This is a genomic window from Dactylosporangium sp. CA-139066, from assembly GCF_050936175.1.
Lineage (GTDB): Bacteria > Actinomycetota > Actinomycetes > Mycobacteriales > Micromonosporaceae > Dactylosporangium.
This window is the reverse complement of the sequence record NZ_JBNJNH010000001.1, coordinates 7770509-7794559: the sequence shown is the minus strand read 5'-3', so window position 1 is coordinate 7794559 and position 24051 is coordinate 7770509. Positions and strand designations below refer to the sequence as shown.

At 73.3% G+C, this 24051-nt stretch carries 23 protein-coding genes; 22 read left to right on the top strand and 1 reads right to left on the bottom strand.

Annotated elements, in window-relative coordinates:
• Positions 1 to 184 precede the first annotated feature (184 nt).
• The 16 genes from ACQEVU_RS35655 (at position 185) to ACQEVU_RS35580 (ending at position 17734) form a co-directional block, all read left to right on the top strand.
• On the top strand, positions 185 to 979 hold the full coding sequence (locus ACQEVU_RS35655; RefSeq protein WP_433331479.1) for a hypothetical protein: 795 nt from the start codon (positions 185 to 187) through the stop codon (positions 977 to 979).
• Positions 976 to 1530: a hypothetical protein gene (locus tag ACQEVU_RS35650; protein ID WP_433331477.1), complete on the top strand. Its 555-nt coding sequence runs from the start codon at positions 976 to 978 to the stop codon at positions 1528 to 1530. Before ACQEVU_RS35655 ends, ACQEVU_RS35650 begins: the two co-directional genes overlap by 4 nt.
• A gap of 547 nt (positions 1531 to 2077) precedes the next feature.
• On the top strand, positions 2078 to 2434 hold the full coding sequence (locus ACQEVU_RS35645; RefSeq protein ID WP_433331475.1) for a pilin: 357 nt from the start codon (positions 2078 to 2080) through the stop codon (positions 2432 to 2434).
• 13 nt (positions 2435 to 2447) lie between these two features.
• The gene (locus ACQEVU_RS35640) at positions 2448 to 3818 is read left to right on the top strand and encodes a conjugal transfer protein TrbL family protein (protein WP_433331473.1); all 1371 of its coding nucleotides are present in this window, start codon (positions 2448 to 2450) and stop codon (positions 3816 to 3818) included.
• 105 nt (positions 3819 to 3923) lie between these two features.
• The gene (locus ACQEVU_RS35635; protein ID WP_433331471.1) at positions 3924 to 4871 is read left to right on the top strand and encodes a PrgI family protein; all 948 of its coding nucleotides are present in this window, start codon (positions 3924 to 3926) and stop codon (positions 4869 to 4871) included.
• A complete protein-coding gene (locus tag ACQEVU_RS35630; protein ID WP_433331469.1) occupies positions 4868 to 6709 on the top strand; it encodes a VirB4 family type IV secretion system protein in 1842 nt (613 codons plus the stop codon). Before ACQEVU_RS35635 ends, ACQEVU_RS35630 begins: the two co-directional genes overlap by 4 nt.
• 106 nt (positions 6710 to 6815) lie before the next feature.
• On the top strand, positions 6816 to 9284 hold the full coding sequence (locus tag ACQEVU_RS35625) for a type IV secretory system conjugative DNA transfer family protein (protein ID WP_433335196.1): 2469 nt from the start codon (positions 6816 to 6818) through the stop codon (positions 9282 to 9284).
• 288 nt (positions 9285 to 9572) lie between these two features.
• Positions 9573 to 10532: a replication-relaxation family protein gene (locus ACQEVU_RS35620; RefSeq protein ID WP_433331467.1), complete on the top strand. Its 960-nt coding sequence runs from the start codon at positions 9573 to 9575 to the stop codon at positions 10530 to 10532.
• 48 nt (positions 10533 to 10580) lie between these two features.
• Positions 10581 to 10856 (top strand): DNA methyltransferase, encoded by a 276-nt coding sequence (locus tag ACQEVU_RS35615; protein ID WP_433331465.1) that lies wholly within the window; start codon positions 10581 to 10583, stop codon positions 10854 to 10856.
• A 205-nt stretch (positions 10857 to 11061) separates the two neighbouring features.
• Positions 11062 to 11871, top strand: a complete 810-nt coding sequence (locus ACQEVU_RS35610) for a GP88 family protein (protein ID WP_433331463.1) — start codon at positions 11062 to 11064, stop codon at positions 11869 to 11871.
• A 591-nt stretch (positions 11872 to 12462) separates the two neighbouring features.
• Positions 12463 to 13176 carry a hypothetical protein gene (locus ACQEVU_RS35605; RefSeq protein ID WP_433331461.1) on the top strand — a complete coding sequence of 238 codons (714 nt, stop codon included), beginning with the start codon at positions 12463 to 12465 and terminating at the stop codon, positions 13174 to 13176.
• Positions 13177 to 13266: 90 nt separating this feature from the next.
• On the top strand, positions 13267 to 14058 hold the full coding sequence (locus ACQEVU_RS35600) for a hypothetical protein (RefSeq protein ID WP_433331459.1): 792 nt from the start codon (positions 13267 to 13269) through the stop codon (positions 14056 to 14058).
• Positions 14059 to 14122: 64 nt separating this feature from the next.
• Positions 14123 to 14671: a hypothetical protein gene (locus ACQEVU_RS35595; RefSeq protein WP_433331457.1), complete on the top strand. Its 549-nt coding sequence runs from the start codon at positions 14123 to 14125 to the stop codon at positions 14669 to 14671.
• Positions 14672 to 15045: 374 nt separating this feature from the next.
• Positions 15046 to 16404 (top strand): hypothetical protein, encoded by a 1359-nt coding sequence (locus tag ACQEVU_RS35590; RefSeq protein WP_433331455.1) that lies wholly within the window; start codon positions 15046 to 15048, stop codon positions 16402 to 16404.
• Between the two features lie 254 nt (positions 16405 to 16658).
• On the top strand, positions 16659 to 17252 hold the full coding sequence (locus ACQEVU_RS35585; RefSeq protein ID WP_433331453.1) for a hypothetical protein: 594 nt from the start codon (positions 16659 to 16661) through the stop codon (positions 17250 to 17252).
• Between the two features lie 173 nt (positions 17253 to 17425).
• Positions 17426 to 17734, top strand: a complete 309-nt coding sequence (locus ACQEVU_RS35580; protein WP_433331451.1) for a hypothetical protein — start codon at positions 17426 to 17428, stop codon at positions 17732 to 17734.
• 142 nt (positions 17735 to 17876) lie between these two features.
• Here the strand turns inward: ACQEVU_RS35580 and ACQEVU_RS35575 are convergent, their stop codons facing one another.
• Complete coding sequence (locus tag ACQEVU_RS35575) at positions 17877 to 18605, bottom strand: hypothetical protein (protein ID WP_433331449.1); 729 nt, start codon at positions 18603 to 18605, stop codon at positions 17877 to 17879.
• A 557-nt stretch (positions 18606 to 19162) separates the two neighbouring features.
• Between ACQEVU_RS35575 and ACQEVU_RS35570 the strand changes: the two genes are divergently transcribed.
• The 6 genes from ACQEVU_RS35570 to ACQEVU_RS35545 all read left to right on the top strand — a co-directional run bounded on the left by ACQEVU_RS35570 (position 19163) and on the right by ACQEVU_RS35545 (position 23823).
• Complete coding sequence (locus ACQEVU_RS35570) at positions 19163 to 20482, top strand: GGDEF domain-containing protein (RefSeq protein ID WP_433331447.1); 1320 nt, start codon at positions 19163 to 19165, stop codon at positions 20480 to 20482.
• A gap of 30 nt (positions 20483 to 20512) precedes the next feature.
• Complete coding sequence (locus ACQEVU_RS35565; protein ID WP_433331445.1) at positions 20513 to 20911, top strand: hypothetical protein; 399 nt, start codon at positions 20513 to 20515, stop codon at positions 20909 to 20911.
• Entirely contained in the window at positions 20908 to 21591 is a 684-nt protein-coding gene (locus ACQEVU_RS35560; RefSeq protein ID WP_433331443.1) for a hypothetical protein, read from the top strand. Before ACQEVU_RS35565 ends, ACQEVU_RS35560 begins: the two co-directional genes overlap by 4 nt.
• A gap of 160 nt (positions 21592 to 21751) precedes the next feature.
• Positions 21752 to 22081, top strand: a complete 330-nt coding sequence (locus tag ACQEVU_RS35555) for a hypothetical protein (protein ID WP_433331441.1) — start codon at positions 21752 to 21754, stop codon at positions 22079 to 22081.
• Positions 22082 to 22104: 23 nt separating this feature from the next.
• Entirely contained in the window at positions 22105 to 23424 is a 1320-nt protein-coding gene (locus ACQEVU_RS35550) for a hypothetical protein (protein WP_433331439.1), read from the top strand.
• Positions 23425 to 23598: 174 nt separating this feature from the next.
• Positions 23599 to 23823: a hypothetical protein gene (locus tag ACQEVU_RS35545; RefSeq protein ID WP_433331437.1), complete on the top strand. Its 225-nt coding sequence runs from the start codon at positions 23599 to 23601 to the stop codon at positions 23821 to 23823.
• Positions 23824 to 24051 lie beyond the last annotated feature (228 nt).

Sequence of the window (24051 nt, the reverse complement as noted above, 5' to 3'; positions counted from 1 at the left end):
CGCCCATGGACGGCGTCCGCGCCCGACGCGGCCGTTTCCCGGCCGGGGTGGGCGTCTCGCCTGACAGGGGAGCACTCGCATGTCTACGCACACGTCCCGGCCGCAGTCTCGTCCGAGTCGTCGGCCGCTGCGCCGGTCCTGGCCGACCACGCCCCTCGACGCCGCGCAGCGCGCGTTCGACCTGTTGGTCTGCCCGCCCGCGCCGCTTGCCTTCGACGGGCGGGGTTTCGCCGGTCTGCCCAACCGGATCCTGCCGCTGGATGAGTTGAAGAAGCTGCTCATTGACGACGCGACGCCCCGCTCGGTCCGCGACGGGGTGTGGCGGGAGCTGGTCGTGCGGGCTCGCCGTGACGGTCCGGCCTGGGTGATCGCCGCGGTCGGCATTGCCATGCCCGGGCTGCGTCGTACCGCCGGGAGGCTCGGCAAGGGCTGGCCCGGGGATTCCAGCGACCGCGACAGCGAACTGCTGACCGGGTTCGTGGACCGGTTGCGCAGCATTGATCTGCGCGATAGCCGCATCGCCGGGAAGCTCATCGACGCAGGTGCCAGGGCGGTCAAGGCTGCCCGGGAACGGGAAGCGGCATCCGACGCGATCCGGGTGCGGACCACGTGGTCGTTGCCGCCGCAGCAGCCCTGGGACCACCCGGACTGGGTGCTGACCCGGGCGGTGGCCCAGGCGGTCATCGACCCGGACGAGTACCTGCTGATTGCCGCCACCCGCCTGGATCAGGTCGCCCTCGCGACGGTGGCGGACAAGCTCGGTCTCAGCGTCGCCCTGGCCGGGGCGTGGCGGCGCAAGGCCGAACGACGCCTCGCGGACGCGATCCGCGCGGGGGAGCTTGACTGGGTGCCCTTGGTGCCGTTGATGCGCGGCAGCCCGGACCCGCAGGCTCTGGGTGACGTGCCGGGGCGCGGCGGGCCCGGTGGCGACTGCGGGAGGTCGGCCGACGCCGGGCCGGTGCCCGGGGGCGTGTCATGACCTCGACATCCACATCCCCGGCCGGCCCGTCCGCGTCGCGGGCCGGGCAGCCAGGCCCGTTTCCCGTCTTCATCGTGCGGGCGGCGACGGTCACCCTGCCCGGCTACCTGCGCCGGCAGCGGGGCCGCCAACGCGGCGCCAACCAGCTGGCCGCCGCCCTGACCGAACAGTGCCGCGCCGCAGGCAACCCCGGCCACGAGGTCGACCACGGCTGCTGGATCAACCTCGACGACCCGTACGACGAGCTGCGCTCGCTGACGGATCGGCCGGTGGTGGCTGATCTTGTCCGGCAGGCTCGCGTGTTGGCCGAGGCGCCGCCGCCGGGCGCTGTGCGGATCGGCCGGGACCGGCTGGGCCGCCCGGTCGTGGTGGTGCTGCACGGCCGGCACTGGAGTCTGGTCCTGCGTCGCGCACACCCGACTCCGGCGGCGTGGGTGTTCCTGGACGCCAACGGGTACCGCGTCCGTGTTCACGGCGTGCGCGAGCTCAGCGTCGAGTGGGACGAGATGACCCGCGACGTGTACCGCAGCCTGAGCGGCAGCATCGGCTGACGCCGACCAGTACGGCCAGAGTGCCGGCGCTGGTGCCTGGTCGCGCAGGTGCAGTGGGGCGACGACTCCTCCACGAGTCGTCGCCCCGTGTGTTGTGGTTGCGGTTCGGCTGGACACGCGGACCGGGCGGCGGTCCGCCGCCCGCCGCGATCCTCTGCCGCACGTCGGCACCACTCGCTGCACCACCACCGGTCGGTGCCGATCCGGGCGCCGCGCATCGGGCCGGCGCGGGGCCAGTTAGGGCCGGTTGGGCCAGTTGGGTGCCCCGGCCGGTGTGGGTGCTGCGTTGGGTACCCAACTGCAGCCCTTGGTGGGCAAGGAATCGCCACCGACCTCGAACGGCTCGACCGGGGTCCGCGATTCCCGGCGTCACCGCAGGGCGTGCGCGGGCCGGCCGGCCGTGATGGCTGTGTTCACCACCCGTCGGCTGTCACATCCGAGGAGGAGCAAGGCTCCCACGGCCCGCCCCTGCCGCTGCTGCGGTGACGCCTCCCATCCGCTCGATGCGAACGCCCCGGCCTGCTGGGGCGGGAGGTGTGAGGCACCCATGCACCGCAAACCCACCTTGTGTAACACCATCCGGCGCGCCGCGACCATCGTCGCGGCGACCATTCCGGCGCTGGTGGTCGCGGCCACCCCGGCGTCGGCCGCCGACAGCGTCCCCCTCGCGGTCTACGACCTGCCGACGGTCATCAGCAACCTGACCGCCTGGATCACCGGCATCATCGCTGCGGTCGCCACCTTGTTCCTGACGATCGGCGGCGCCCAGTACCTGATGGCGGGCGGCGATCCCGCCCAGGTCGAGCGGGCCAAGGGCTCGCTCAAGAGCGCGGGGATCGGCTACGCCCTGGCCGTCATGGCCCCGATCATCCTGGCCATTCTGCAGAAGATCCTGGGCGGCTGACGTGGTCGCCTGGATGCTCAACGGAGCGATCGCCTGGTTCGCCGAGGCGATCCAGGCGATCCTCACAACGCTGTGGGGGCTGCTGGCCAGCACCGCGTTCACCACGCCGGACGTCAGCACGCTGCCGCAGGTCACCGCGATCACCAGCAAGGCGATGGTGGTCGTCAACGCCTGCTTCATCCTGGCGATCATCACCACCGGGATCATGGTGATGACCAACGGCACCGTGCAGTCCCGCTACGGCGTCGGTGAACTGCTGCCGCGGCTGGTGATCGGCTGGATCGCGGCGAACTTCGCCGCCCCGCTCTGCCAGAACCTCATCCAGATCGCGAACGCGCTGACGGAGGCGCTCACCGGCGACGGCGTGACCTCCCAGGGCTCCCTCGTGCGGCTGCAGCAGGTCACCTTCGACGCGCTGAACAACCCACCCAGCGCGTTCCTCGCCGTCATCATCGGCCTGATCATCGCGGTGCTGACCGGGATGCTGCTGATCACCTGCATCGTGCGCCTGGGTGTGCTGATCATCCTGGTCGGCGTCAGCCCGCTCGCCCTGGCCTGCCACGCCACCCCGTTCACCGACGGCCTCGCGAAGCTGTGGTGGCGCTCCATCCTGGCCACGGTCGCCACCGTCGTGCTGCAGGCCCTCGCGCTGCACACCGCCCTGTCGGTGTTCCTCAACCCGGACGCCAACGCACCGCAGCTGGGGCTGCCGCACGACACGACGGGCACCGTCAACCTGTTCATCGTCATGTGCCTGCTGTGGGCCGTCGTCCGGATCCCGGGCCTGATGCGCCGGTTCGTCACCGGAGGCGGCGGCCGGAACCCGGCCGGGATGATCTTGCGGATGGTGCTGATGCAGCAGCTGACCAGCGTGCTGCGGGTGTCGCGGGGCCGCGGTGGCGGCGGGGGCGGGCGGCCGGGCGGTGGCTTCGGCCGCGGCGGATCCGGCGGCGGGGGGCCCCGCGGCGGCGGTGGCGGCGGCCGGACGCGGCTGCCCTTCACCCTCGGCGGCGGGGCCTCGTCCGGTGGTGGCGGCGCCGGTGGCCGGTCGTCGCCGGCGGGCGCGGGGCCGGGCCGGGTGGGGGTGGCGTGGCCGACCGGCCGGCCGGTCCGGCCGTACACCACGCAGGAAGTCGCCTCCGGTGTCGACGTGGCCTGGCGTGCCGTGCCCAAGCGGCCCACGCCCACACCGGCACGCTCGTCGGCCGCGCCGATCCGGGCGGCCGGTGTGGTGCCCACCCCGCCGGCCGGCCCCCGGCCGGTGGTTCCGGCTGGGGTCAACCCGGCCACGGCGATGCCGCAGACCCAGCCGGTGCGTCAGCCGGTCCGGCCGGTGCCCCGACGCCGGGTCCGCAGCCAATGGCACCGCCCCACCCGCCCCTGACCGAGCAGCCCCGGTGGGGCGCCGGCCGGACGCCGGCGCGCCGCCGGGCTGCTTCCAGCCGCCACGAACGGCGCCAACCGAAACGTCCTCCACGAGGAGTCCACTGTGGATGTTGAAGAAGTCCATGCCCGGGTACCCGCCGATATCGAGGCGCCCGATCGGATCGTCTGGGGTCTGACCGCCCGGCAGGTCGCCATCATCGGCGCTGCCGCGGCGTTGGGCTACCTGATCCTGCGAACCGTCGGCCGGTTCCTGCCGCTGCCCGCGGTGGCGATCATGCTCATCCCGCTCGCCGGTGTCGCCGTCGCGCTCGCGTTGGGCCGCCGCGACGGCCTGCCCCTGGATGCGTGGCTGTGGGCGGCCATCCGCGACCGGCGCACGCCCCGGCGGGCCGCGCCGGCGCCCGCAGGTGTGGCGCCGGTCCCGGCGTGGGCGCCGGCCGTGGACGCGGATGGGCCGGCGCCGGCCGTGCTGCGGCTGCCCGCGCACGGTATCGGCGACGACGGGGTCATCGACCTCGGCGACGGCACCGCGACGGTGCTGGTCGCCGCGACCACCGTCAACGTCGGCCTGCGCACCGGCGCCGAGCAGGCCGCGCTGGTCGGCTCCTATGCCCGCTGGCTCAACGCCCTGACCGGGCCGGTGCAGGTGGTGGTCTCCGCGCAACGCGTGGACCTGACCAGCCACGCCGTGCGGGTCGCCGACGCCGCCGAGGCGCTGCCGCACCCCGCCCTCGCGGATGCCGCGCTGGACTACAGCGACTTCCTGCTCGATGTGGCCGCCCGGCGGGACCCGTTGTGGCGCACCGTCACCGTTGCGCACACCGCCGCCGGGGAGCGTGGCGCCGGCACCGAGGCGATGCGCCGCGCCGAGCACACCGCCGCCACCCTGGCCACCCTCGGCGCCCAGACCCGGGTTCTGGATGGCGGCACCGCCACGGCGGTGCTGACCGCCGCGGTCGACCCGTACCAGGACACCGACGCGTCCTGGCCGCGCACCCCCGCCCACACCGCGGTCACCGCCCCCGGCCTCGACGAGGAGCTCGGCGCATGAAACGCCGCAAGCACACCACAGCAGCTACCTCGACCGGTTCCCGCACACGGGGGCGCGGTGCCTCGTCGGACGGCGACGACGCCGCCGTGCTGGCCGCGACCATCGGCCCGGCCGCGGTGGAGTCCACCCCACGGTGGCTGCGGGTCGGTGACGGCTATACCGCTGTGCTGATCATCACCGGGTACCCGCCCGAGGTCGGCCTGGCCTGGCTGGACGCCCTCCTGGCATGGCCGGGCCGGATCGACGTCGTGCAGCACATCGAACCCGTCCCGGCCGCCACCGCCGCGACCCGGCTGCGGCGGCAGCGGGTCCGGCTGGAATCCAACCGGCGCCTCGACTTCGACAAAGGCCGCCTCGGCGACCCGGTCACCGACGCCGCCGCCGAGGACGCCGCCGACCTCGCCGACCGCCTGGCGCGTGGCGCCGCCCGGCTGTTCCGGGTCGGGCACTACCTGTGCGTCCACGCCCCCACCGAGGACGAGCTGGTGGAGGCGGTCGCTGAAGTCCGCGCTGCCGCCGCCTCGGTGCTGCTGGACACGCAACCGGCGACCTGGCGGCAGCTGCAGGGCTGGATCAGCACCCTGCCGCTCGGGGTGGACTCGCTGCGGATGCGGAGGGTGTTCGACACCGACGCCCTCGCCGCAGCCTTCCCGCTCGCCAGCGCGGACCTGCCGGCTCCGCTGCCGGGGGAGCAGACCCCCTCCGGAGGCGTGCTGTACGGGCTCAACAGCGCCTCCAACGGTGTCGTGTGGTGGGACCGCTGGTCCTGCGACAATCACAACTCGGTCGTCCTGGCCCGCTCCGGGGCCGGCAAGTCCTACCTGGTGAAGCTGGAGACCCTGCGCTCGCTCTATGACGGTGTCCAGGTCGCCATCATCGACCCGGAGGACGAGTACCTGCGGTTGTGCGACGCCGTCGGCGGCACCGCCATCCAGCTCGGCGCCCCGGGTATCCGCGTCAACCCGCTCGACATCCCAGCCGGGGACCGCCGCCCCGACGCCCTGACCCGACGGGCCTTGTTCCTGCATACGCTCGTGTCGGTGCTGCTTGGCCAGCAGCCCCCACCACAGGAACGTGCGGCCCTCGACAAGGCCATCACCGCCACGTACGCGCAGGCCGGGATCAGCAACGACCCGAACACGTGGGCCCGGCCGGCGCCGCTGCTGCGCGACCTGGCCGCCACCCTGCACGACGCCGACATCCCCGCAGCACAGACCCTCGCCGCCCGGCTCTCGCCGTGGACCGAGGGCAGCTTCAAAGCGCTGTTCGACGGCCCGACGACCTTCCACCCGCGCGGCCACCTCGTCGTGTGGTCGACCCGGCAGCTCGCCGACGAACTGCGCGCCCCCGGCATGCTCCTGGCCCTCGACGCGATCTGGCGCGACGTCGACCTCCCCGGGATCGCCGCGGACCGCCGTGTGGGACGCCCGCCGCAGGCGCGGCGGCTCGTCGTCGTCGACGAAGCCTGGACGCTGCTGCGCGAAGGCGAGGGCGCGAAGTTCCTGTACCGCCTGGCCAAGGCGGCCCGCAAACGCCGGGCCGGGGTCGCCGTCGTCACCCAGGACGCCGCCGACCTGCTCGGCTCCGACCTGGGGCAGGCGGTCATCGCCAACGCCGCCACCCAGATCTTGATGCGCCAGGCGCCGCAGGCGATCGACCTGATCGCCGAGACGTTCGCGCTGACCGCCGGCGAGGCCCGCCTGCTCCTCGCCGCCGGCCGCGGCGAGGCGCTGCTCCTCGCAGGCTCGCACCGGGTCGCGTTCACCATCGTCGCCTCCACCCGGGAGCACCAGCTGTGCGCCGGGCTGGCCGACCTCATCGACGACCCTGATCTGTAGCCGCGAGCCGCGATGCGACCCACAACTGTCCACATCGGACGTTCCGTTGGAGTTTCTCATGCCTCCCACACCTGCACCGTCACCGTCGCGGTCGGTGGACCCGACCATGGTGCCCGCCGCACCGCACTCCCACCTGCTCGACCTCATCCAGGCCGCCGCCGGGTGGGCGGCACACCGGCCGTGGCTGGCCGGCGTGGCTGCCGCCCTCGTCGTGGCCGCCGCCGCCACCACCGCACGGGTGCGGACCCTGCGGCATCGGCGCCTCGCCCGGCACGCCCAGCAAGTCCTGATCACCCCACCGCCGCAGGTCGACCCGGCCGGGGCGAGGGCGTGGTGGGCCAACCTGTACGCACTGCTCGCCCCGTCCCGGCGGCTGCTGTACGGCGCGCCGCACGTGGCGATGGAGTACCGGTGGGCCGGACGTGCCCTGACCATCCACGTGTGGCTGCCCGGTACCGTCCCGGCCGGGCCGGTCGCCGCCGCCGTCCGCGCCGCCTGGCCCGGCGCGTCGGCCACCATCGCCGACGCCGCCGACCCGGTCCCCGTACCCACGAAGGACAACCGGGTGCTCGACGTCGGCGGTGCGCTCGCGCCGGCGCTGCCCACCTGGTATCCCCTCGAGACCGACCACGACACCGACCCCACTCGGGCCCTCGTCGCCGCCGGCGCGGGCCTGTCCAGCGGGGAACGGGCCTGCGTGCAGATCCTGGCCCGCCCCGCTGCACCCCGCCGCGTCCAGCAGGCCCGACGGGCCGCCGCGGCACTGCGCACCGGCCGGCCACCCGGCGACCTGCTGGACCCGGCCACGTGGCTGCGCGGCACCCTGCACCTGCTCACCGAACTCACCACCCCCACCCGCGGCGCGCGCACCGGCGGGTACGGGCGGGCGGTCCCGGCGGACCCGATCCGCGACCACGACGCCCGCCCGGCCCTCGAGAAGTCCCTCGCCCCGCAGTGGGAGGTCGGCATCCGCTACGCGGTCGCCGTCCAACCCAGCCGCCGCAGCAGCCCCGGCACCAACCCCGCCCCCAACGCGCAGGCGCAGGCGAACTCCGAGACGGTCCGCCGCCTGGCCACCGTCGCCCACGCCATCGCATCCGCGTACGGGATCTACACCGGCCGCAACCGGCTGCGGCGGCTGAAGCTGGCCCACCCCGCCGCGGCCCTCGCGCAGCGGCGCTTCACCCGCGGCTTCCTGCTCTGCGCCGACGAGCTCACCGCCGTGGCCGCGCTGCCCCTCGACGTCGCCGTCCCCGGCCTCGACCGGGCCCGCGCCAAAGCCGTCCCCGCACCCGTCGCGGTGCCCACCGGCGGCCGGGGCACCAGGGTGCTGGGCCGGGCCGAGGTCGGCGGCCACTCGGTGGCGCTGCGCGTGGCCGACGCGCGGGAACACATCCACATGCTCGGCGCTACCGGATCCGGCAAGTCCACCGAGATGACCCACATGGTCATCGACGACGTCAACGCCCGCCGCGGCGTTGTCGTCATCGACCCCAAAGGCGACCTCGCCCTCGACATCCTGGACCGGCTGCCCGCCTCCGTCGCTGACCGGCTCGTGCTCATCGACCCGGACCAGGAACGCGGCGCGACCCTCAACCCGCTGGCCGGCCTCGACGACGACCTGGTCGTGGACAACATCGTCAGCATCTTCTCCAAGATCTTCCAGCGGCACTGGGGCCCCCGCATCGACGACGTGCTGCGCGTGGCGTGCCTGACCCTGATGCGCAAGGCCAACGCCACCCTCACCCTGGTCCCGCCGCTGCTCAACGACAAGCAGTTCCGGGCCGCGTTCACCGTCGACCTCGCCGATCCCGAAGGCCTGAAAGGGTTCTGGGAGTGGTACGAGGCCACCCCACCACCACTGCGCGCGCAGGTCATCGGCCCGGTCCTGGCCAGGCTCCGGGCCTTTCTGCTGCGCGACTTCGTCCGCGACACCCTCGGCGTCGCGACATCCAGCTTCGACATGCGCAAGGTCCTGGACGGCGGCATCCTCATCGCCCGCCTGCCCAAAGGCCAGCTCGGTGAGGAGACCGCACGGCTGATGGGCAGCTTCGTGCTCGCCTCGGTGTGGCAGGCCGCCACCGCCCGCGCCCGCATCCCGGAAGACCAACGCCGCGACGCCTCCGTCTACATCGACGAAGCGCACAACGTGCTGAATCTGGCGGGCTCGGTCGGGGACATGCTCGCCGAGGCCCGCGGCTATCACCTGTCGCTGGTGCTGGCGCACCAGAACCTGAGCCAGCTGCCGCGCGACACCCAACTGGCCCTGTCCGCGAACGCGCGCAACAAGGTGTACTTCAACTGCAGCCCGGAGGACGCGCATCAACTGGCCCGGCACACCCTGCCGGAGCTCGACGAGCACGACCTGTCCCACCTCGACGCGTACACCACCGCGACCCGGCTCGTCGTGGCCAACCGGGAAACCGCGGCGTTCACCATGCGGACCCGGCCGCCGCTGCCGATCCTCGGCGAGACCACCGCGCTGCGCCAGGCCGTCGCCCGTACCGAGACCGACGAGCCGACCGGGGTGGAACAACTCGCCCGCCGCCCGCGCAGGAGCAGCTCCCGGCGATGACCGAACCCGACGAGACACCACGCTCGGGCGTCCTCCACCGCTGATGCCCGGCACCACCTGACGCACCTGCAGCCACCAGGTCGATCTCCATCACACCGCTGGACGCTGGTGCACAACAGACAGGCGGCAAGGCCGGTACATCGACGGGTGGACCCCCAGGCGAACCCTGCACCGCTACAGCGGTGATCAACCGTGCCCAACGGCACCCAACCACCCTGGTAGGAGCCCGTGACCGTCGACCCACGCCAACCCCGAAATATCCCTGCGGGGGATATCCCCCGACCGGGGGTGACCCGTTCCCGGCCGGCGGCCACCGCCCGCCGGTCCACGCCCGCCGACGACCTGCTCGCCGTCTCCTGGCGTCTCGAACCCCGCGACTACGTCCTCGCCCACCTGCTCGACCAGCACCGCTTCCTCACCACCGACCAGATCGCCGCGGTCCTGTTCACCTCACCGCGCACCTGCCGCAACCGGCTCAACGTGCTGCGCGGCCTCGGGTTCATCGACTGGTTCATGCCGGCGCACCCGGTGGCCGGTCGGCTGCCGGTGCACTGGGTACCCGGCCGACTGTCCGCCCGGTACGTGGCGCTGTACCACGGCTGGCCAGCGCCCAGCAGCCGGGCGCTGCGCGAGGCCCGCGACGGATACCCCTCCGCCGCCACCCGGGTCGGGCACCTGGCCCACGCCGACGGCGTCAACCAGTTCTTCATCGACCTGCTCGCCTACAGCCGCCACCACCCGCGGGCGCGGTTGACCCGCTGGTGGTCGGCCGGGCGCACCTACGCCAAGGTGGACCACAACACCCGCCCGGACGCGCACGGCGTGTGGACCGAGGACGGGCGGGAGGTCGCGTTCTTCCTTGAACACGACACCGGGAGCGAGTCGCATCCGGCCCGGGCCGAGAAGCTGACCGGGTACCGCACCCTGCAGGACAAGGGCCCTGCCTGGCCGGTGCTGTTCTGGCTGCCGACGACGGCCATCGAGACGAACCTGCACCGGTACCTCACCAGCCTGGCCGGCGGCACCCTCGGGGTCCTCATCGCCACAGCCGCCCGCGACCACGCCGGCGAGCACGGCGGGCCGGCCGGGCCGGTGTGGAAGGTGGTCGGTAACGACCGGCGCCGGCTGCGGCTGGCCGAACTGCCCGGCCCACCCGGCCCCGGGGGGCCGTTCCATCCCGGACCGCCCGAGCCCGACGAGGACCCGCTGTACCTGCTGCGCGACGACACACCGCCCGCCGGGGCCTGAACCGCCCGGCGCCGTGCCGGCTGACGCCGCCACGGCACCGAACCGGGCATGCCATCTGCCCGATCCGCCGGCTGGGCGTTCCAGCCAACGACCGGTTGCCGCCGCCCTCCCCGCTCGAGCCCGAGATCCCACGGGCCCGATGCACCGCTGCCGGGCGATCTGCTCATCCGGTACGCCGGCCCCCCAGGCGGCATCGTGGTCGACCCATTCGCCGGGTCCGGCTCCACAAGGATCGCCGCTCGGGCAGCGGGCCGCCGCGCGGCGCTCAACGGGTCCGACGAGCGCTACTGCGACCGCGCTGCGCACTGGCTGGCAATCCGCTGACGGGTTGCCGACCACTGGGCCGGCCACCTCACCCAACCGACCCAACCGGCCCCCACACCGGACGCCCCACTCGGCGCCTGGTGTGGGGGCCTTTTCGCGTTTCCGGCCGGCGATTTGTCGGCCGGTCCGCACGCACGCGGCCAACGCGTCGGGGACGCCGAAACGCCGCACCTGCCGCTCCCGCCGTCCATGCAAGGGGAACTGCATGTCTCCATCTGTGCCACCGCAGGGCGGTGTGCCGCGCCCGAAGCGGCTGCTGACCCAGAACCGTGAGATGAAAGCGATCGGGGTGTGGAACTGGAGCTTGCCGGCCTGGGCCGGCAGGCTCCCCGACGGCCGCACCTACAACACCTGCCCGGCCGCCGGTATCTGCGCTCAGGTCTGCTACGCCCGGAACGGCACCTACCTGTGGCCGGTCGTGCGTGGCCGGCACCAGGCCAACCTGGCGTTCGTCCTGGACGACCTGCCGGGCTGGGAGACGGCGATGACCGCCGAGCTCGGCGCCGCCAGGTTCCGCGGGGCCTGGGTCCGCATCCACGACGCCGGCGACTTCTTCACCGACGACTACCTGCGGGCATGGCTGCGGATCTGCCGGAACCGGCCGGACGTCACCTTCTACGCCTACACCAAGGAAATCAAACGCTTCCGCCACCTCGTCGAGCCCGATCCGCCGGCCAATTTGCTGTGGGTCTACTCCTACGGCGGCACCCAGGACCACCTCCTGCACCCCGACACCGACCGGGTCGCCGACGTCTTCCCCGACGAGGACGCCATCGCCGTGGCCGGCTGGTCCTCTCAGGAAGCCTCGGACCTGCTCGCCGTGCTCGGCCCGCGACTGGTCGGCATCCCCGCCAACCGCATCCCGCACTTCCTGCGCCGGCTCCACGACCGGCGGTTCAGCCAATGGCAGCAGGACGTCGACGCCGAACAGGCCGCCCGCCGTCACCGCCACACGGCGCCTCCGCCGCCGTCCGGGCCCGCTGAGCGCGGCGCCGCGCAGCCACCCGCCGCCTGACCACCTCCCGCGGCCGGGGACGCCCGAACCCGCCACCCAACCCGGCCAACCGACCCAACTGGCCGAGTGCCGGCCGGCACCCAACTGCACCCCGGCGGTACCCAACCGCGCAGCTCAGTGCCGCCGGCCTGGTCCCGGCCGCACGAGCAGGACCAGTTGGGTCGCCGCTCTACGGTGAGAGCTTCTTTTCAAAGAACCCTCAAAGGCACCACTGCACCATCCGGGCGCACGCTCGCCACGGCAGGGACACCGCACCCGCCCACCCGCCCCTCTGGCCGGTCGGCCGCGACCACCCCACCGGGCCCCACGCCCACCCGCGCACTCCAGCACCAACAACCGGCCCAGGCCGGCAGATACCACCCTCGGCTCGGTCGAGGAGCTCCACCGTCGGCCGCCAGCCGACCTGCACCACCTGCGGCCGTTCGCCGCGACCCGACCGCACACTGCGGTCGCCCGGGTCGCCACGACCCGAGGACCGACCCAACCACGGGTCATCTCCGCGCGTCCTGCGCATCCCAGCCCGACCCCGCATCAGGGTTGCGGTGCTGCGCGCCCGCGCACCCACGCCCGCTAGGACAAGGAGGAACCGCCATGCGCGTCTCGCGTACCACGTCCACCGGCACCAGCCGGCTGCACCTGCCCACCCGCACCGTGGGCACCGCCGTCGTCTGCCTGCCCGCAGGCACCCCACCCGCCGACCTTGCGGCACAGGCCACCGCCACCCTGGCGGCTCGCGGCCTGACCACCAGCGGCGTGCTGCCGCACTTCCACACCCACACCCGCCGCACCGGCAGACTCCTCGACTGCTGGAACGGCCTGACCTCCGGCGGCCCGCTCAACCTTCTCGACCTGCACGGCATGCGCACCCGCGCCGCCGCGACCGCCGCCGCCGAGTGGCTGCTGTGGCAGCAGGTCGTCGCCGGCACCCGAGCGGCCCAACCGTTCTGGGCGTTCGCCGACCGGTACACGGCCGACCCGCACCGCTACCCCCTCGCCAAGGCGCACGGCGACTACCTGTCCCAACCGCGGGTCCTGGCGATGGCGGCCCACAACGCCGTGCCGGGCCAGGCTCGCCCGCTGCCGCCTTCGGCGCTGGAAGCTTTCCAGGCCGGCTACGGCACCTACGTCAACCTGGCCTGGCTGGCGGCAGTTCCCGGGGACGGGCTCGCCCCGCAGACCGGCGGCTGGCTGACCACCCGCAGCCGACGCCTGGCCGACCTCCTGGACTACCTCGCCACCGCCAACGCCCACCTGGCCCAGCTGCCCCGCGACGCCCACCTCGTCGCCGTGGCCAGCCCGGCCTGACCACCCATGCCATCCGCGGATGCGCGCCCACGCCGGGCGCGCGTCGACGCGCGCCCATCCCAACCTGAAACCTTCTGGAGGCGCACCACCATGACCATCCGGCTCACGTTCGACCTCGACACCGTCCGCCAACTCGCCGAGCACGCCGCCGCCGCGGCCGCGGCCGCTGGCACCGACCACACCGGCACTGACCGGCCCGGGCCGGCGCTGCTGCTGCGCTCCGGCAGCAACGGCATCTGGCTGACCAGCAACGCGGCGCACCCCCAGCCCGCACCCGCCGGCCAGCCCGGCACGCTGGATCGCCGGGCCGCGTTCGCGACGCAATGCCCACCCGGCACGCCCTCGCGTGCGCAGGCCCGGTTGCTGCGGACCGAGGCCACCCCGCTCATGCACGTCCTGGCCTTGGACGAGCCAGCCGGGCTGCCGTTGCTGCAGCAGCTGCGCGCGGGCGACCTGGCCGGCGCCACCACGGTCACGGTGCTGCTGTCCGGCGCGGCCCCGTCGGTCGCGGTCGGGCGACGCCGCGAACGTGGCCTCGGGCACCACCAGCCGCGCACCGACGCGCAGCGCCCACACTGGCAGAACCTGCTGCACCAATACCGGCCGCTGCCGCACTACGAGCGCATCCGCGTGCTGATGGCCCGCATCGACCGGCTGCGCGAGGACAACGCCCGGCTGCACCACGCCCACCTGACCCTGACCGGCTTCGGGGTCCTCGCGCAACGCGACGACGTCTTCGCCAGGACGGCGGCCTTCCACCAGGAGGCCCGCGGGATCAGCGCCGAGCTGCACACCCTCGGCGCACACGAGGCCGCCCGGCTGGCCGTGGACGGCTGGTACCTGACGCTCACCACCCACCGGGCACCCAACCCGGGCAACTGAACCCGCCACCCCGGCCCGCCTCGGCAGGCCGCACCCCCAATCACCACGTGAAAGGAGCACGACCATGTCCATCACACTGCCCACCGGCGTCACCATCCGCACCGTCACGTTCTGGTACCCGGCCGACCACCTCGGCATCACCGACTGGCGCACCACCTTGGCGTGCCTGTTCGACGAGGACCTGCGCCCCATGCGACGGCTGCTGGCCGACCCGGGCTCCCACCAAACCCGCGCGCTGCTGGCCGCACCCGCCGGCGGGCACCCCACCTGGTGCGCCGGCGGCCCCATGCGGCTGCTGGACATCGCCGCCACCGGGGCGTTCGCCGCGCGGCAGGCCACCGCCCGGTACGACGCGTGGTCGGCGACCGGCCGCATCGGGGCACGGCGCCCCGGCAACGCCGAGGCCGCGCTGCTGCACGCCGGACGCCGCAGCTACGTCACCTATCACAGCCTGCGCAGGCTGGCCGGCGACGCGCTGATCATCATGCGCACCGGCGCCTGCCGTTACCCGCAGGAGCACAGCCCGCACGCCCTGGTCGACCACATGCAGCAGGCCACCCTCCTGCTGGCTGACGCAGCCCCGGACGACGTGCTCGTCACCGTCGCCGCCTGACCTGACCAGGCCACGGCCGGCGGCCGAGCGAGACGCCGGCCAAGACCGGCGCCCGACCGGCTGGCGACACCAGCCACCGCACTCGCCGCGGCCCGGCAGGGACCGATCATCGCCGCCCGGCTCAGGCTGGGCACAAGCCCCGGCCCCGGGCACGACCGTGACCCGGCCACCACCCTCGTGAGCTACCCCCAACCTGCTCGACGCCGACCAGGTCGGCGGCATGTCCACACGCGACTGTCGAACGCCCAGACCTGACCTGACCCGACCCCGGGACACCGCACCGGCCGCGTGCCGTACCCGGGGGACGACCCGGGCGCGGCGTACGCAACCCCGGCGCGGTGACCCGGTGCACTCCCGAGAAAAGGGGAAGCACCATGTCCGACCAACTGTTGGTTGACCCCGCTGAGCCGGCCGCGCCGATCCAGGCCCTGCTGACCGCCCTGCTGCTGCGGGGCGCCTCCGAGGGCATGCAGGCGATGGCCGAACGCGAGACGGAGTTCCCGAACCGGCTGGCCGCCCAGCTCACCGGCATCGCCCTGGACCCCACCGCCCGCGGCCACGCCGACGACATCCTGGACGGCTACTGGTCCGACGAGCAACGCCAGCAACAGATGCTGCGCGCCGACGGCACCGGCCGTGAAGTCATCATCGGCAGCGGATTCCACGCCGCGGTCTACGCCGCGGTCCGGGTCCGAAGCGGACACCCCAGGCCGCTGGTCCTGGAACGCGACGCCCGGGCCGGCGGCACCTTCGCCATGACCGCACGGCCCACGTTCTATCTCAACTCCCGCAACCGGGCCGGTGGCGCGGGTTTGGCCGGCGACCAGCAGGCTGCCCTCAACTACCTGCCGGGCGCCCCCATCCAGGCTGCCAACGTGGGCATGCGCGAGTACCAGACCAACACCGACATCGCGTTCGTCATCCGCCTCGCGCTGGCCCAGTTCGCCGACGTCGTCACCAACGCCACCGTGCGCTCGGCGACGGGGGACCGCACCGGGGTCCGCATCGAGCTCGACGGCCGCAGCCCACTGTCTGCCGGGCGGGTCATCGACGCGCGGGGCCTGGGCGACCCGATCAGCCAGGACGTCGCCGACGGCCGCAGCATCCTCACCTTCGCCCAGTTCATGGCGCGGATGGGTGGCATGTGGCCGCTACGGGGACTCCGCCGCGCCGCGGTCATCGGCGGTGGCGACTCCGGCAAATGCGCCGTCGAGTCGCTGCTGGGCATCGGCCCGCAACCGCTGATGGCCGCCGCCGCGCTGGACAGCGTCGAGCGCATCGACTGGTACGCCGAAGACCTGCCGGACACCTGCGACGAATGGCAGCAGCAGATCCGCGGCCGCTACCAGGCCATCGGCCGCTACCTGCGCCCCGACCGGCTGCTCACCGTCATGCGCCGCAGGGCCCGGCCCATCGCGCTGCCCGGCGCCGCCCTCATCGACGGCCGTACCTACGACCTCGTGATCGTCTGCACCGGCAACCGGGAGACCGACATCGACGGGCTCGGCGACGGCTTCTTCGACGAGTACCGCACCGCCGACCAAGCCGTCGTCGCCCGTGAGCACTACAACCTGCCCGCGTTGCGGGTCGGTCCCCACGCGCGGCTGCCCTTCACCCGCCAGGAGCGCGACGACGGCATCGCGGACATCCCGCAGAACGCGGTCGCGATGTTCCGCACCGCACCCAAGACCGCCGCACTCGCGGCAACGCTTCCCGCCCTGCCACGCGACTAGGCACAGCGACGCCGCCCCGGCCGACCGGCACCCACGCCCGGCCAACCGGCGGCACGAGCGCATCAGCACCTATGTGTCAAACACGAAGGCCCCAACCCGGGGACCGGCGCCGGCCGCGTGCCGTCACCCCGGGCAATCGGCCCCGGGACCGTTACGCGGCCCGGCGTTCCGCCGAACCTGGCACCGACCGGCGCTCGCGTGGGCGGCACGCGAAGCCGGCCGGCCACCTCCACCAAGGACGGAGGACCACCAGCATGGCCGAGCACCCAGACCGCGAACCAGAGCCCACCACCCCGAGGCCCACCGAACCGTCCACCAGCGACGACGACAACCCGCCCGGACTGCTGTTCATCAGCGACGTGCAGGCCCTGCGCCGCGCCGACACGGTGTCGTTCACCGCCGCCGACGGCGCCGGGCTCATCGACGCCACCCTCACCACACTGGCCGGCGACGAGCCGCGCATCTACACCGCCACCCAGCAGCGCCTCTTTCCCGACCCGGTCGGAGCAGACCGGCGCCGACGCATCGCGGTGGCCGCCGACATCGCCGGCTACGATCCGGGCCGCCGCTGGCACGACCACCAGCTGCCCGGCGCGACCGCGACGGCGAGCATCGGCGGCGCACCGTTCCACGACGTCTGGCGCTCGATCGCGGCGTTCCTGCGCGTCGGCGACATCGTGCGGCTGCGCTGGCAAGCCGACACCAGCACCGACCAGCTGACCGCCTACGGGCTGCACCGCGACGACCTGCACATCGAGGTCCGCCGCGGCGCGCGGGTGTGGACGTTCCTGCTGCAGGTGTCCGTCCGCCCACCCGATGACCGCACGGTCACCGCCGCCCGCCCCTAGCCACACCACCCGTCACCGCGCGCCGCCGTGCCTGTCGCACAGGACTGCACGACAGCGCTGATCGGCGCTGCTCCGGCCGTTGCCCGGCCACCACTTCGCATCCACCGCGAACCCCGGCACGGCCGTCGACGGCTGTGCCCGGGTCTTCGCGCACCCGCGAACGGAGCCCTGTCATGAGCCAGCCGCAATCCAGCACCACGCCCGACCCCGACACCTCGACCATGACGCAGACCAGCCAGCTCACCGGCATACCGACCAGGTCGACCCGGCGTGGTGGTGCGCGCCTGCGGGTCGCGGTCGTCGGCGGGTCGCTGACCGGCCCCGCCGCGGCGCTGCTGCTCCTGCACGCCGGATTCGACGACGTCGCCGTCTACGAGGCCGTCCCGGCCAGCGCCCCGCAAGGTCGGCGGACTGATCGGCCTCGAGCACACGTCCCTCGACATCCTCGACCACCTCGGCGTCGGCCAGGACGAGTTCGTTGACGACGACTCTGAGGCCGTCACTCACATCACGTCTGCCGGCGCCGGCCCGGACCGGACCGGCGCCACTTCTACGCCGGGCGCAACACCACCTGGGCGCTGGTCGGCCCCGCCCTGTTACCCGCGTTCGGTCCCCGATAGGGAATCAGCTGGCGATCTGTCCAAGGTTGAGGGTGATCTGGCCGAGGGCGCCGCCCATGTTGGTGACCGGACCGGTAACGGAGTCGGCTTGGTACTGGACCAGGTTGGTCGGTGAGCCGACGAAGGCCGTGAGCACGGGAGCGTTGGCGGCGATCACGGACGTGTTGCCGGCCGGCTGAGCGGGCGTATAGACGTCGCTCACCACGAATTCGACCCGTACCGGGCCCCACTGCTGGCCAGAAAAGTGCACGGCGACGGCCGGCTGCATGGCCCCGTAGGCGTTGCTGCCGTTCAGGTTCGAGCATTGGTTGCCGTTACCGTATGCGGCCCCGAAGGTGAGCGTGGCATCGCCGCCCAGCGTCTGGTTGTAGGTGCCCATCGCGAGGTCGACCCGCGCGTCGAAGCCGGAAACCTCGTTGGTGATGGTGAGGGTGCCGACGAAGACTGCGTCACGTTGCCCGTCAGCGGAACAGGGCACACCTTTGGAGAAGTACCCGGCCACTGACGGGTCGCTGGCTTTCACCGCCGACTGCAAGGCGAACTTGACAGTGACCTTGCTGCCGTCCGAGGCGGAGTAGCGCACGATCAAGTCCGTGGCGGGGCGCGCCGCTGCCTGTGTCTGGACTGGCGCGGCCGGAGTCCCGGATGTGGCCGCCGGGGCCGCCTCTTGCCCTTGATCGTCAGCGCTGGACGGGCGGCTCCCGCAGGCTGTCAACGCCAGCAGCGTGGCCACCACAATCATCGCAGTCGCGCAGCGGCGCGCGGCATGTGCCCCATTGACCACGGCGGAGACCTTCCTGTCGGTGTGGCGAACATCGTCGCAGCCGTGTCGCGGTATGGGGTTCAGCCGAAGTGGCTTGGCCTGGATGCCAACAGGTCGTCCGGGGTTACCGCCCGCGGTTATGGAGATGGCCGTTCATGTTGCGCCTGCTCGCGATCGACTGATGGTTTCCGCGTACAGCGCGGCAGCCGAGCGCCTGGTCAGCCTTCCGATCGGCGGCAACGACCGGTCCGGCGAGCCGTCCGACCAAACGGCGATCCCCAGATGGCGGCGCTGCCCGGCGGCGGGACCTGACCGGCTCCGGCGCCGCCGGAGGTAACCCGACCGGTCCCGGCTGACCGACATACACCGTCGGCAGCGCACGCCCAACACCAATGCTGCCGCCTGAAGTCCCGATGCATGCGGCGCTGCACGCCGAACGCTTCCGCTGGTCCTGCGGGCGGCACCGCCGTCTACAGCCCGGTGCGCAGCGTCGCTGCCCGCACCAGGCGGGCCCTACCCACACAGCAATGGAGGAGATTCTCGTGCCCATCAAGCTCGACAACCCCGCACAGCGGCATCCGACGGCCGTCCGGCATCGTCTGGCGTTCGTCACGCTCGTGCTGACCAGTGCCACCATCCCGGCCGCGTTGACGGGCCACACCGTCCTCACGGTCATCGGTATCCTCGCCCTCGGCCTCGCGTACGTGTCCGGTTGCGCCACCGTCGCGCGCCGCTACGAGCAGCGGCTTGCCCATGCGGTGGCCGAGGCGCGCAACGATCCGCTGACTGGGCTGCCGAACCGGGCCCTCGCCGACGAGATGCTCGAGGCGGCCGGGCGCGGCGGCGCTGCGATCACGGTCGCGCTCATCGACGTCAACGGCCTGCACACCATCAACGGCAACCTCGGCCACGCCGCCGGGGACCAGTACCTGACGCTCATCGCCCGTCGCCTCGCGCAGGCTGTGCCGCCGCACGGTGTGCTGGTCCGCCAGGGCGGCGACGAGTTCACGCTCCTGGCTTGGAACACCGACCCGCAGGACCTCGCCGACCAGATCGGGGCGGCCCTCGCCGGTCCGGCGGTCATCGCCGGCTACCGTATCCAGCCCCGCGCCAGCGTCGGCATCGCCGCCACCGACACCGCCGCAGACGGCACCGTGGACGCCCAGCATGCCCGGGCCCGCGCCGATGCGGCCATGTACACCGCGAAACGCGACGGCGGCAACCAGATCCGCATCTTCGACCCCGACCGCGACCCCGAGCCGTCACCGGACGGCACCCGCCCACTGGTCCGCCGCCGCGACATCAACCCGATCGCCGAAGCCGGAATGGCGTGGCTGCCCACACCCGGCGACGAGCTGATCCCGCTGCTGCTGGCCCCCGCCGAACTGCGCACCGTCGCGCATGCCCTGGCCACCGCGGCCGAGGGATGGAGCCGAGCCGGCGCCGAGGCCACCGCGAACGCCAGCCGGCCTGCATCAGCGCCGAGCAGCGAACCGGGATGGATGAACATCGAACCCACCCCGGCCGGCTACTCCGGCATTGCCCGGCTGGCTGCCCAGCAGCAGGCCCGCTACACCGGGCTGCTGCAGCGGCTCCAGCCGATCATCGCCACGGTCGACGCCCTCGACGAGGCCGGCCACACCACCCCGTCGCCGTCGGTCATGGCGCCCGGGCTGTCGTGCGTGGTCCTCGTCGGCATCAGCGCCGCGTTCCCCCCAGAGGACCTCGACGCCCTCGTCATCACCGCGGCCGAAGCCGTCCACGGCGACCCCGGCGACCTCAGCGGCCGCCAGCTCGAGCTCGCCGCCCGCGCCTACGACCTGTTGCACGCCACTGACCAACCCTGAACACCCGGTGGCAGTGAGGAGAACCCCCTGATGCGTTTCGTTGCCCCACCCACCCACGTGGGCGCAGACCGCTGGCCGGTGCTGTCGTACGTGCGGGTCACCGCCGCCGACCACCCGGCCGAGTTCATCGTCCTCGTCGACTGCGGCGAGGGCACACCCGACAGCCCGGACGGGCACCGCTGGACCTTCCTGGACCACACCTGCCTGCTCGACCAGTCCGGCACCTCCGTGGCGTTCAGCGACCTGTTCGGTCGCCGGCCCGGCGCACCGCGCGCGGCATGCCGCGACTACCTCGCCTCCGACAACGGCCGCCGCGACGACCCATGCCCATGCGAGAGCCGGTCCACCATCTACGGCCCGACCTGCGACCAGCGATGCCGGGTCGAACTGGCCGCCGTACCGACCGACCCCGTCAGGGGACAGCGATGAACGCCGCGACCCGCCGAACGCTGACCGGCGAGCAGATGCGCACCATCCTGGCCGCCATCCGGGCGGTTGACGGGCCAGCCGCGCTGCTACCGGCCGTTCTGACACACGTCTACGACGCGCTGCTGCAGGCCGACGGTCGCCGGCTCGCCGACCTCAAACACGGCGGGCGGATCGCCCCCGACGACTGGCAGATCCCGGTGACGCAATGGGATGCGATCGCGCAGGCTGCCTCCGAGCGGGCCGAGGCCTGGGGGACCGGGCCCCAGTTGCGCGCCGGCCTGCTCGAGCGCATGCCCGGCTGCTTCGACGACCCCACCGCGCCAACCGGCCACCAGCCGGTCGTGGCGGGTCACGGCCTGCGGCTGCTGTGTGTGTCCATCCGCGGCAACCACGGCTACCTGGTCGGCAACCCCAACGTGCATCCCATCGACCTGGAACCGGCCGCGGTACCTGCCGGGGTCGGCACCCGGTTCAGTGACCTTGACGAGATCAAACGCTACGTGCGCACCGAGCTGCGCGGCATGAGCGTCTTGTGGCAGGTCCGCGTCATCGACGACGCGGGCGCGGTACTGATGTACGGCTTCCGGGCCGGGCCCGGCGGCACCGGCGAACGCTGGACCTGGCGACCGCCGACCACCCCGGCCCCCGAGACCGTCACCCGGACCACAGCCGGGCCGTAACACCGGCCCAACGGGCCAGCCGCCCGCTGCCGTTTTCCGAGCCACCCATGACCCGAAGTCGGGACCTCGACGCCTGCCCGGCGGCCCCGGCATCGGCCCGGGGTGACGTGCGTGCAGGCGTCGAGGTTCCCGCGATCATCCACGATTGCGAGGACTACACATGAGCCTGCACAGCGACTGGCCGCTTCCTGGCCAGCAGGTCACCACCGCGTGGGGCGTCACCTTGCTCACCTTCCGCTACGGCGGCCTCGAGTTCCCCGGCCACCTGAGCGCCGCGGACCTCATCCCAGAGTCATACCTGTCGGCGACCGGCACCGCAGCGACCACCGGGCACGACGCTGCCGTCGGGGCCCTCACCACCGTCGCGGCGAGGGTCAACGCGGCCGGCACCGTGTGCATCGCCCTCCTCGGCGACGCCCCCGCCGTAGCGCCTGCCCCGGCCGGTGGCCGCGAGCAGCCGCCGCAGCATGGTCGGCGGCCGGCATGGTGACAAGCCCCGACACTGTCGCGCGGATGGCCTGCCGGACCTGCGGGGTACCGCTGAACCGGTACGTCGACCTGGACACCCGGCAGGTGCGCTACCAGCACCCGGCCCGCGTCATCGCCGGACCAGCCGGCCACCGGCCCGACCCGGCGCCCCTCGATGAGGTCGACGCCCGGCACGTGTGTGACTTCTGCAGCGACGAACGCATCGCCTACACCTTCCACACCACGCCGATCAGCGCGGTCACCGACACCAAGCGTGGCCGGCTGGTGGAACACTACGGCACCGACTGGTCGGCGTGCTTCCTCTGCGCCGGCCTCGTGCAGGCCCAGGATCTGCACGGCCTGCACCAGCGGCTGCGGCAGACCGGGCCACCGCTGGACCCCGTCGCCACCAGCGCGGCGCAGGTCATGCAGCAGGCTGTCCTGCAAAGCCTGCTGCCTGGCATGGCGGTGGCCAATCTTGGTCGGTGGCCGGCCGTGCCGCTGCCGGCTCCCACCCTGCCCAAGGTCCGTGACCGGCTCGCGAACCTGTACGCCTGCCCGCTCAGGCTGCCGCTGGGCCTCGACGACCCGGCCGTGCGCGGCGCCCTCGCCGACAGCGTCACGGCCGCGCGGCTGTTCTGGATCGACCCCGAGTTCACCGAGCTCGCCACCTACGCCGCCGGGTCGCTGCCGGCCACCCACCTCACCGCAACGGACCTGCCCGCCCCGCACGGGCTGCTCGCCTGGGCCCAACCGGTCGGGCCCCGCGCCGACCTGGTCGCCGCGTCGTGGACCAGCGGCCCGCACGGGCTGCGCGTGGTCGGCTACCGCAGCTTCGGCGCCGGCCTCCCCGCCGGGGACCTGCAGCGCTTCCGCGAACAGCTCGGCTGGCTGGGCCCCCGCGTCCACGTACTGCTGCCGCCCGGCGAGCCGGTCGACGCCGGCAGCCCCGTCGCGGTGCTGGCCGCGAGCTGGCTGCTGATCGCTCAACGCCTCACCGAAACCACCCCCGTGCCGGTCGACAAGGCCATCCGCAAGGCGTACCAGCGCAGCGGCCGGCCTGCCCCGGAGGTGCGCCTCGTCCGCATCCGCGGCGCCACCACCGCCCGGCCGACCGGCGAAGCTGCCACCACCCACCTGTCGGAACGTGACGGGCCAGCTCGGCCGCGCGACCACCGGTGGTGGGTGAAAGCCCACTGGCGCCGCCAGCCGTACGGACCCGGCCGGACCCTGCGCCGGCCGCTGCTGGTGCTGCCACAACTGCGCGGCCCGGACGACAAGCCGATCAAGGCGAGCACCGTCGTGCGGATGCTGGCCGCCGCACCACCGCCGCCGGACTCACCACGACCTGGCCCCGGGCAGTAGCCGACCACATCCCAACTGCCGCGTCCCTAGACCGGTTCCACAGTGGACGTGTTCGGTCGGCGGATGCCAACGCGGGGCAACAGTCGCTGCCCGACGCGGGACGACACCGACCGATCGCAACCGCCGCCAGCGCGGCCCGTCCACCATCGCCTGCACCGACAGGAGGACCACCGCATGCCGCCCACCACACCGACCCACGGCGAACACCACCGATATCGGCGTACGTACACGCTCACCACGAAAGTCACCGTCGACGCCGACGCGGACCTGACCGACCCGTTCGCCCGCTTCGCGGTGCTGCGCGCCCTGGCTGGCCAGCTCTGCGCGGCACACCTGGACCTGGACACACCGTTCGGCACCGCCACAGCCCGGATCGGACTGGTCACCGCAGTGGCCTGAACCACGGCTTGAAGTCCCGTCGGCAGCCGACATGTGACGAACGCCAACGCCATGGCGCGGAGCATCTGCCGGACCGCCGCGATACCGCTGGACCGTTACGCACACCTGGACACCGGGCTGGTGCAGCACCCATCCACCCGACCTGCGTCGTCCTGGACCAGCCCGATCCGCCGCGAGCCGCCTGCGCGACGGGCGAGACGCACCACGGATGCGGCACCCATCGCCAGC

Excerpts from the sequence above, each read along its gene's own strand:
- ACQEVU_RS35650 (WP_433331477.1), top strand. The coding sequence starts at position 976 with ATGACCTCGACATCCACATCCCCGGCCGGCCCGTCCGCGTCGCGGGCC.
- ACQEVU_RS35645 (WP_433331475.1), top strand. The coding sequence starts at position 2,078 with ATGCACCGCAAACCCACCTTGTGTAACACCATCCGGCGCGCCGCGACC.
- ACQEVU_RS35640 (WP_433331473.1), top strand. The coding sequence starts at position 2,448 with ATGCTCAACGGAGCGATCGCCTGGTTCGCCGAGGCGATCCAGGCGATC.
- ACQEVU_RS35630 (WP_433331469.1), top strand. The coding sequence starts at position 4,868 with ATGAAACGCCGCAAGCACACCACAGCAGCTACCTCGACCGGTTCCCGC.
- ACQEVU_RS35625 (WP_433335196.1), top strand. The coding sequence starts at position 6,816 with ATGGTGCCCGCCGCACCGCACTCCCACCTGCTCGACCTCATCCAGGCC.
- ACQEVU_RS35615 (WP_433331465.1), top strand. The coding sequence starts at position 10,581 with ATGCCATCTGCCCGATCCGCCGGCTGGGCGTTCCAGCCAACGACCGGT.
- ACQEVU_RS35610 (WP_433331463.1), top strand. The coding sequence starts at position 11,062 with ATGTCTCCATCTGTGCCACCGCAGGGCGGTGTGCCGCGCCCGAAGCGG.
- ACQEVU_RS35605 (WP_433331461.1), top strand. The coding sequence starts at position 12,463 with ATGCGCGTCTCGCGTACCACGTCCACCGGCACCAGCCGGCTGCACCTG.
- ACQEVU_RS35600 (WP_433331459.1), top strand. The coding sequence starts at position 13,267 with ATGACCATCCGGCTCACGTTCGACCTCGACACCGTCCGCCAACTCGCC.
- ACQEVU_RS35595 (WP_433331457.1), top strand. The coding sequence starts at position 14,123 with ATGTCCATCACACTGCCCACCGGCGTCACCATCCGCACCGTCACGTTC.
- ACQEVU_RS35590 (WP_433331455.1), top strand. The coding sequence starts at position 15,046 with ATGTCCGACCAACTGTTGGTTGACCCCGCTGAGCCGGCCGCGCCGATC.
- ACQEVU_RS35585 (WP_433331453.1), top strand. The coding sequence starts at position 16,659 with ATGGCCGAGCACCCAGACCGCGAACCAGAGCCCACCACCCCGAGGCCC.
- ACQEVU_RS35580 (WP_433331451.1), top strand. The coding sequence starts at position 17,426 with ATGAGCCAGCCGCAATCCAGCACCACGCCCGACCCCGACACCTCGACC.
- ACQEVU_RS35570 (WP_433331447.1), top strand. The coding sequence starts at position 19,163 with ATGGAGGAGATTCTCGTGCCCATCAAGCTCGACAACCCCGCACAGCGG.
- ACQEVU_RS35565 (WP_433331445.1), top strand. The coding sequence starts at position 20,513 with ATGCGTTTCGTTGCCCCACCCACCCACGTGGGCGCAGACCGCTGGCCG.
- ACQEVU_RS35560 (WP_433331443.1), top strand. The coding sequence starts at position 20,908 with ATGAACGCCGCGACCCGCCGAACGCTGACCGGCGAGCAGATGCGCACC.
- ACQEVU_RS35555 (WP_433331441.1), top strand. The coding sequence starts at position 21,752 with ATGAGCCTGCACAGCGACTGGCCGCTTCCTGGCCAGCAGGTCACCACC.
- ACQEVU_RS35550 (WP_433331439.1), top strand. The coding sequence starts at position 22,105 with ATGGCCTGCCGGACCTGCGGGGTACCGCTGAACCGGTACGTCGACCTG.
- ACQEVU_RS35545 (WP_433331437.1), top strand. The coding sequence starts at position 23,599 with ATGCCGCCCACCACACCGACCCACGGCGAACACCACCGATATCGGCGT.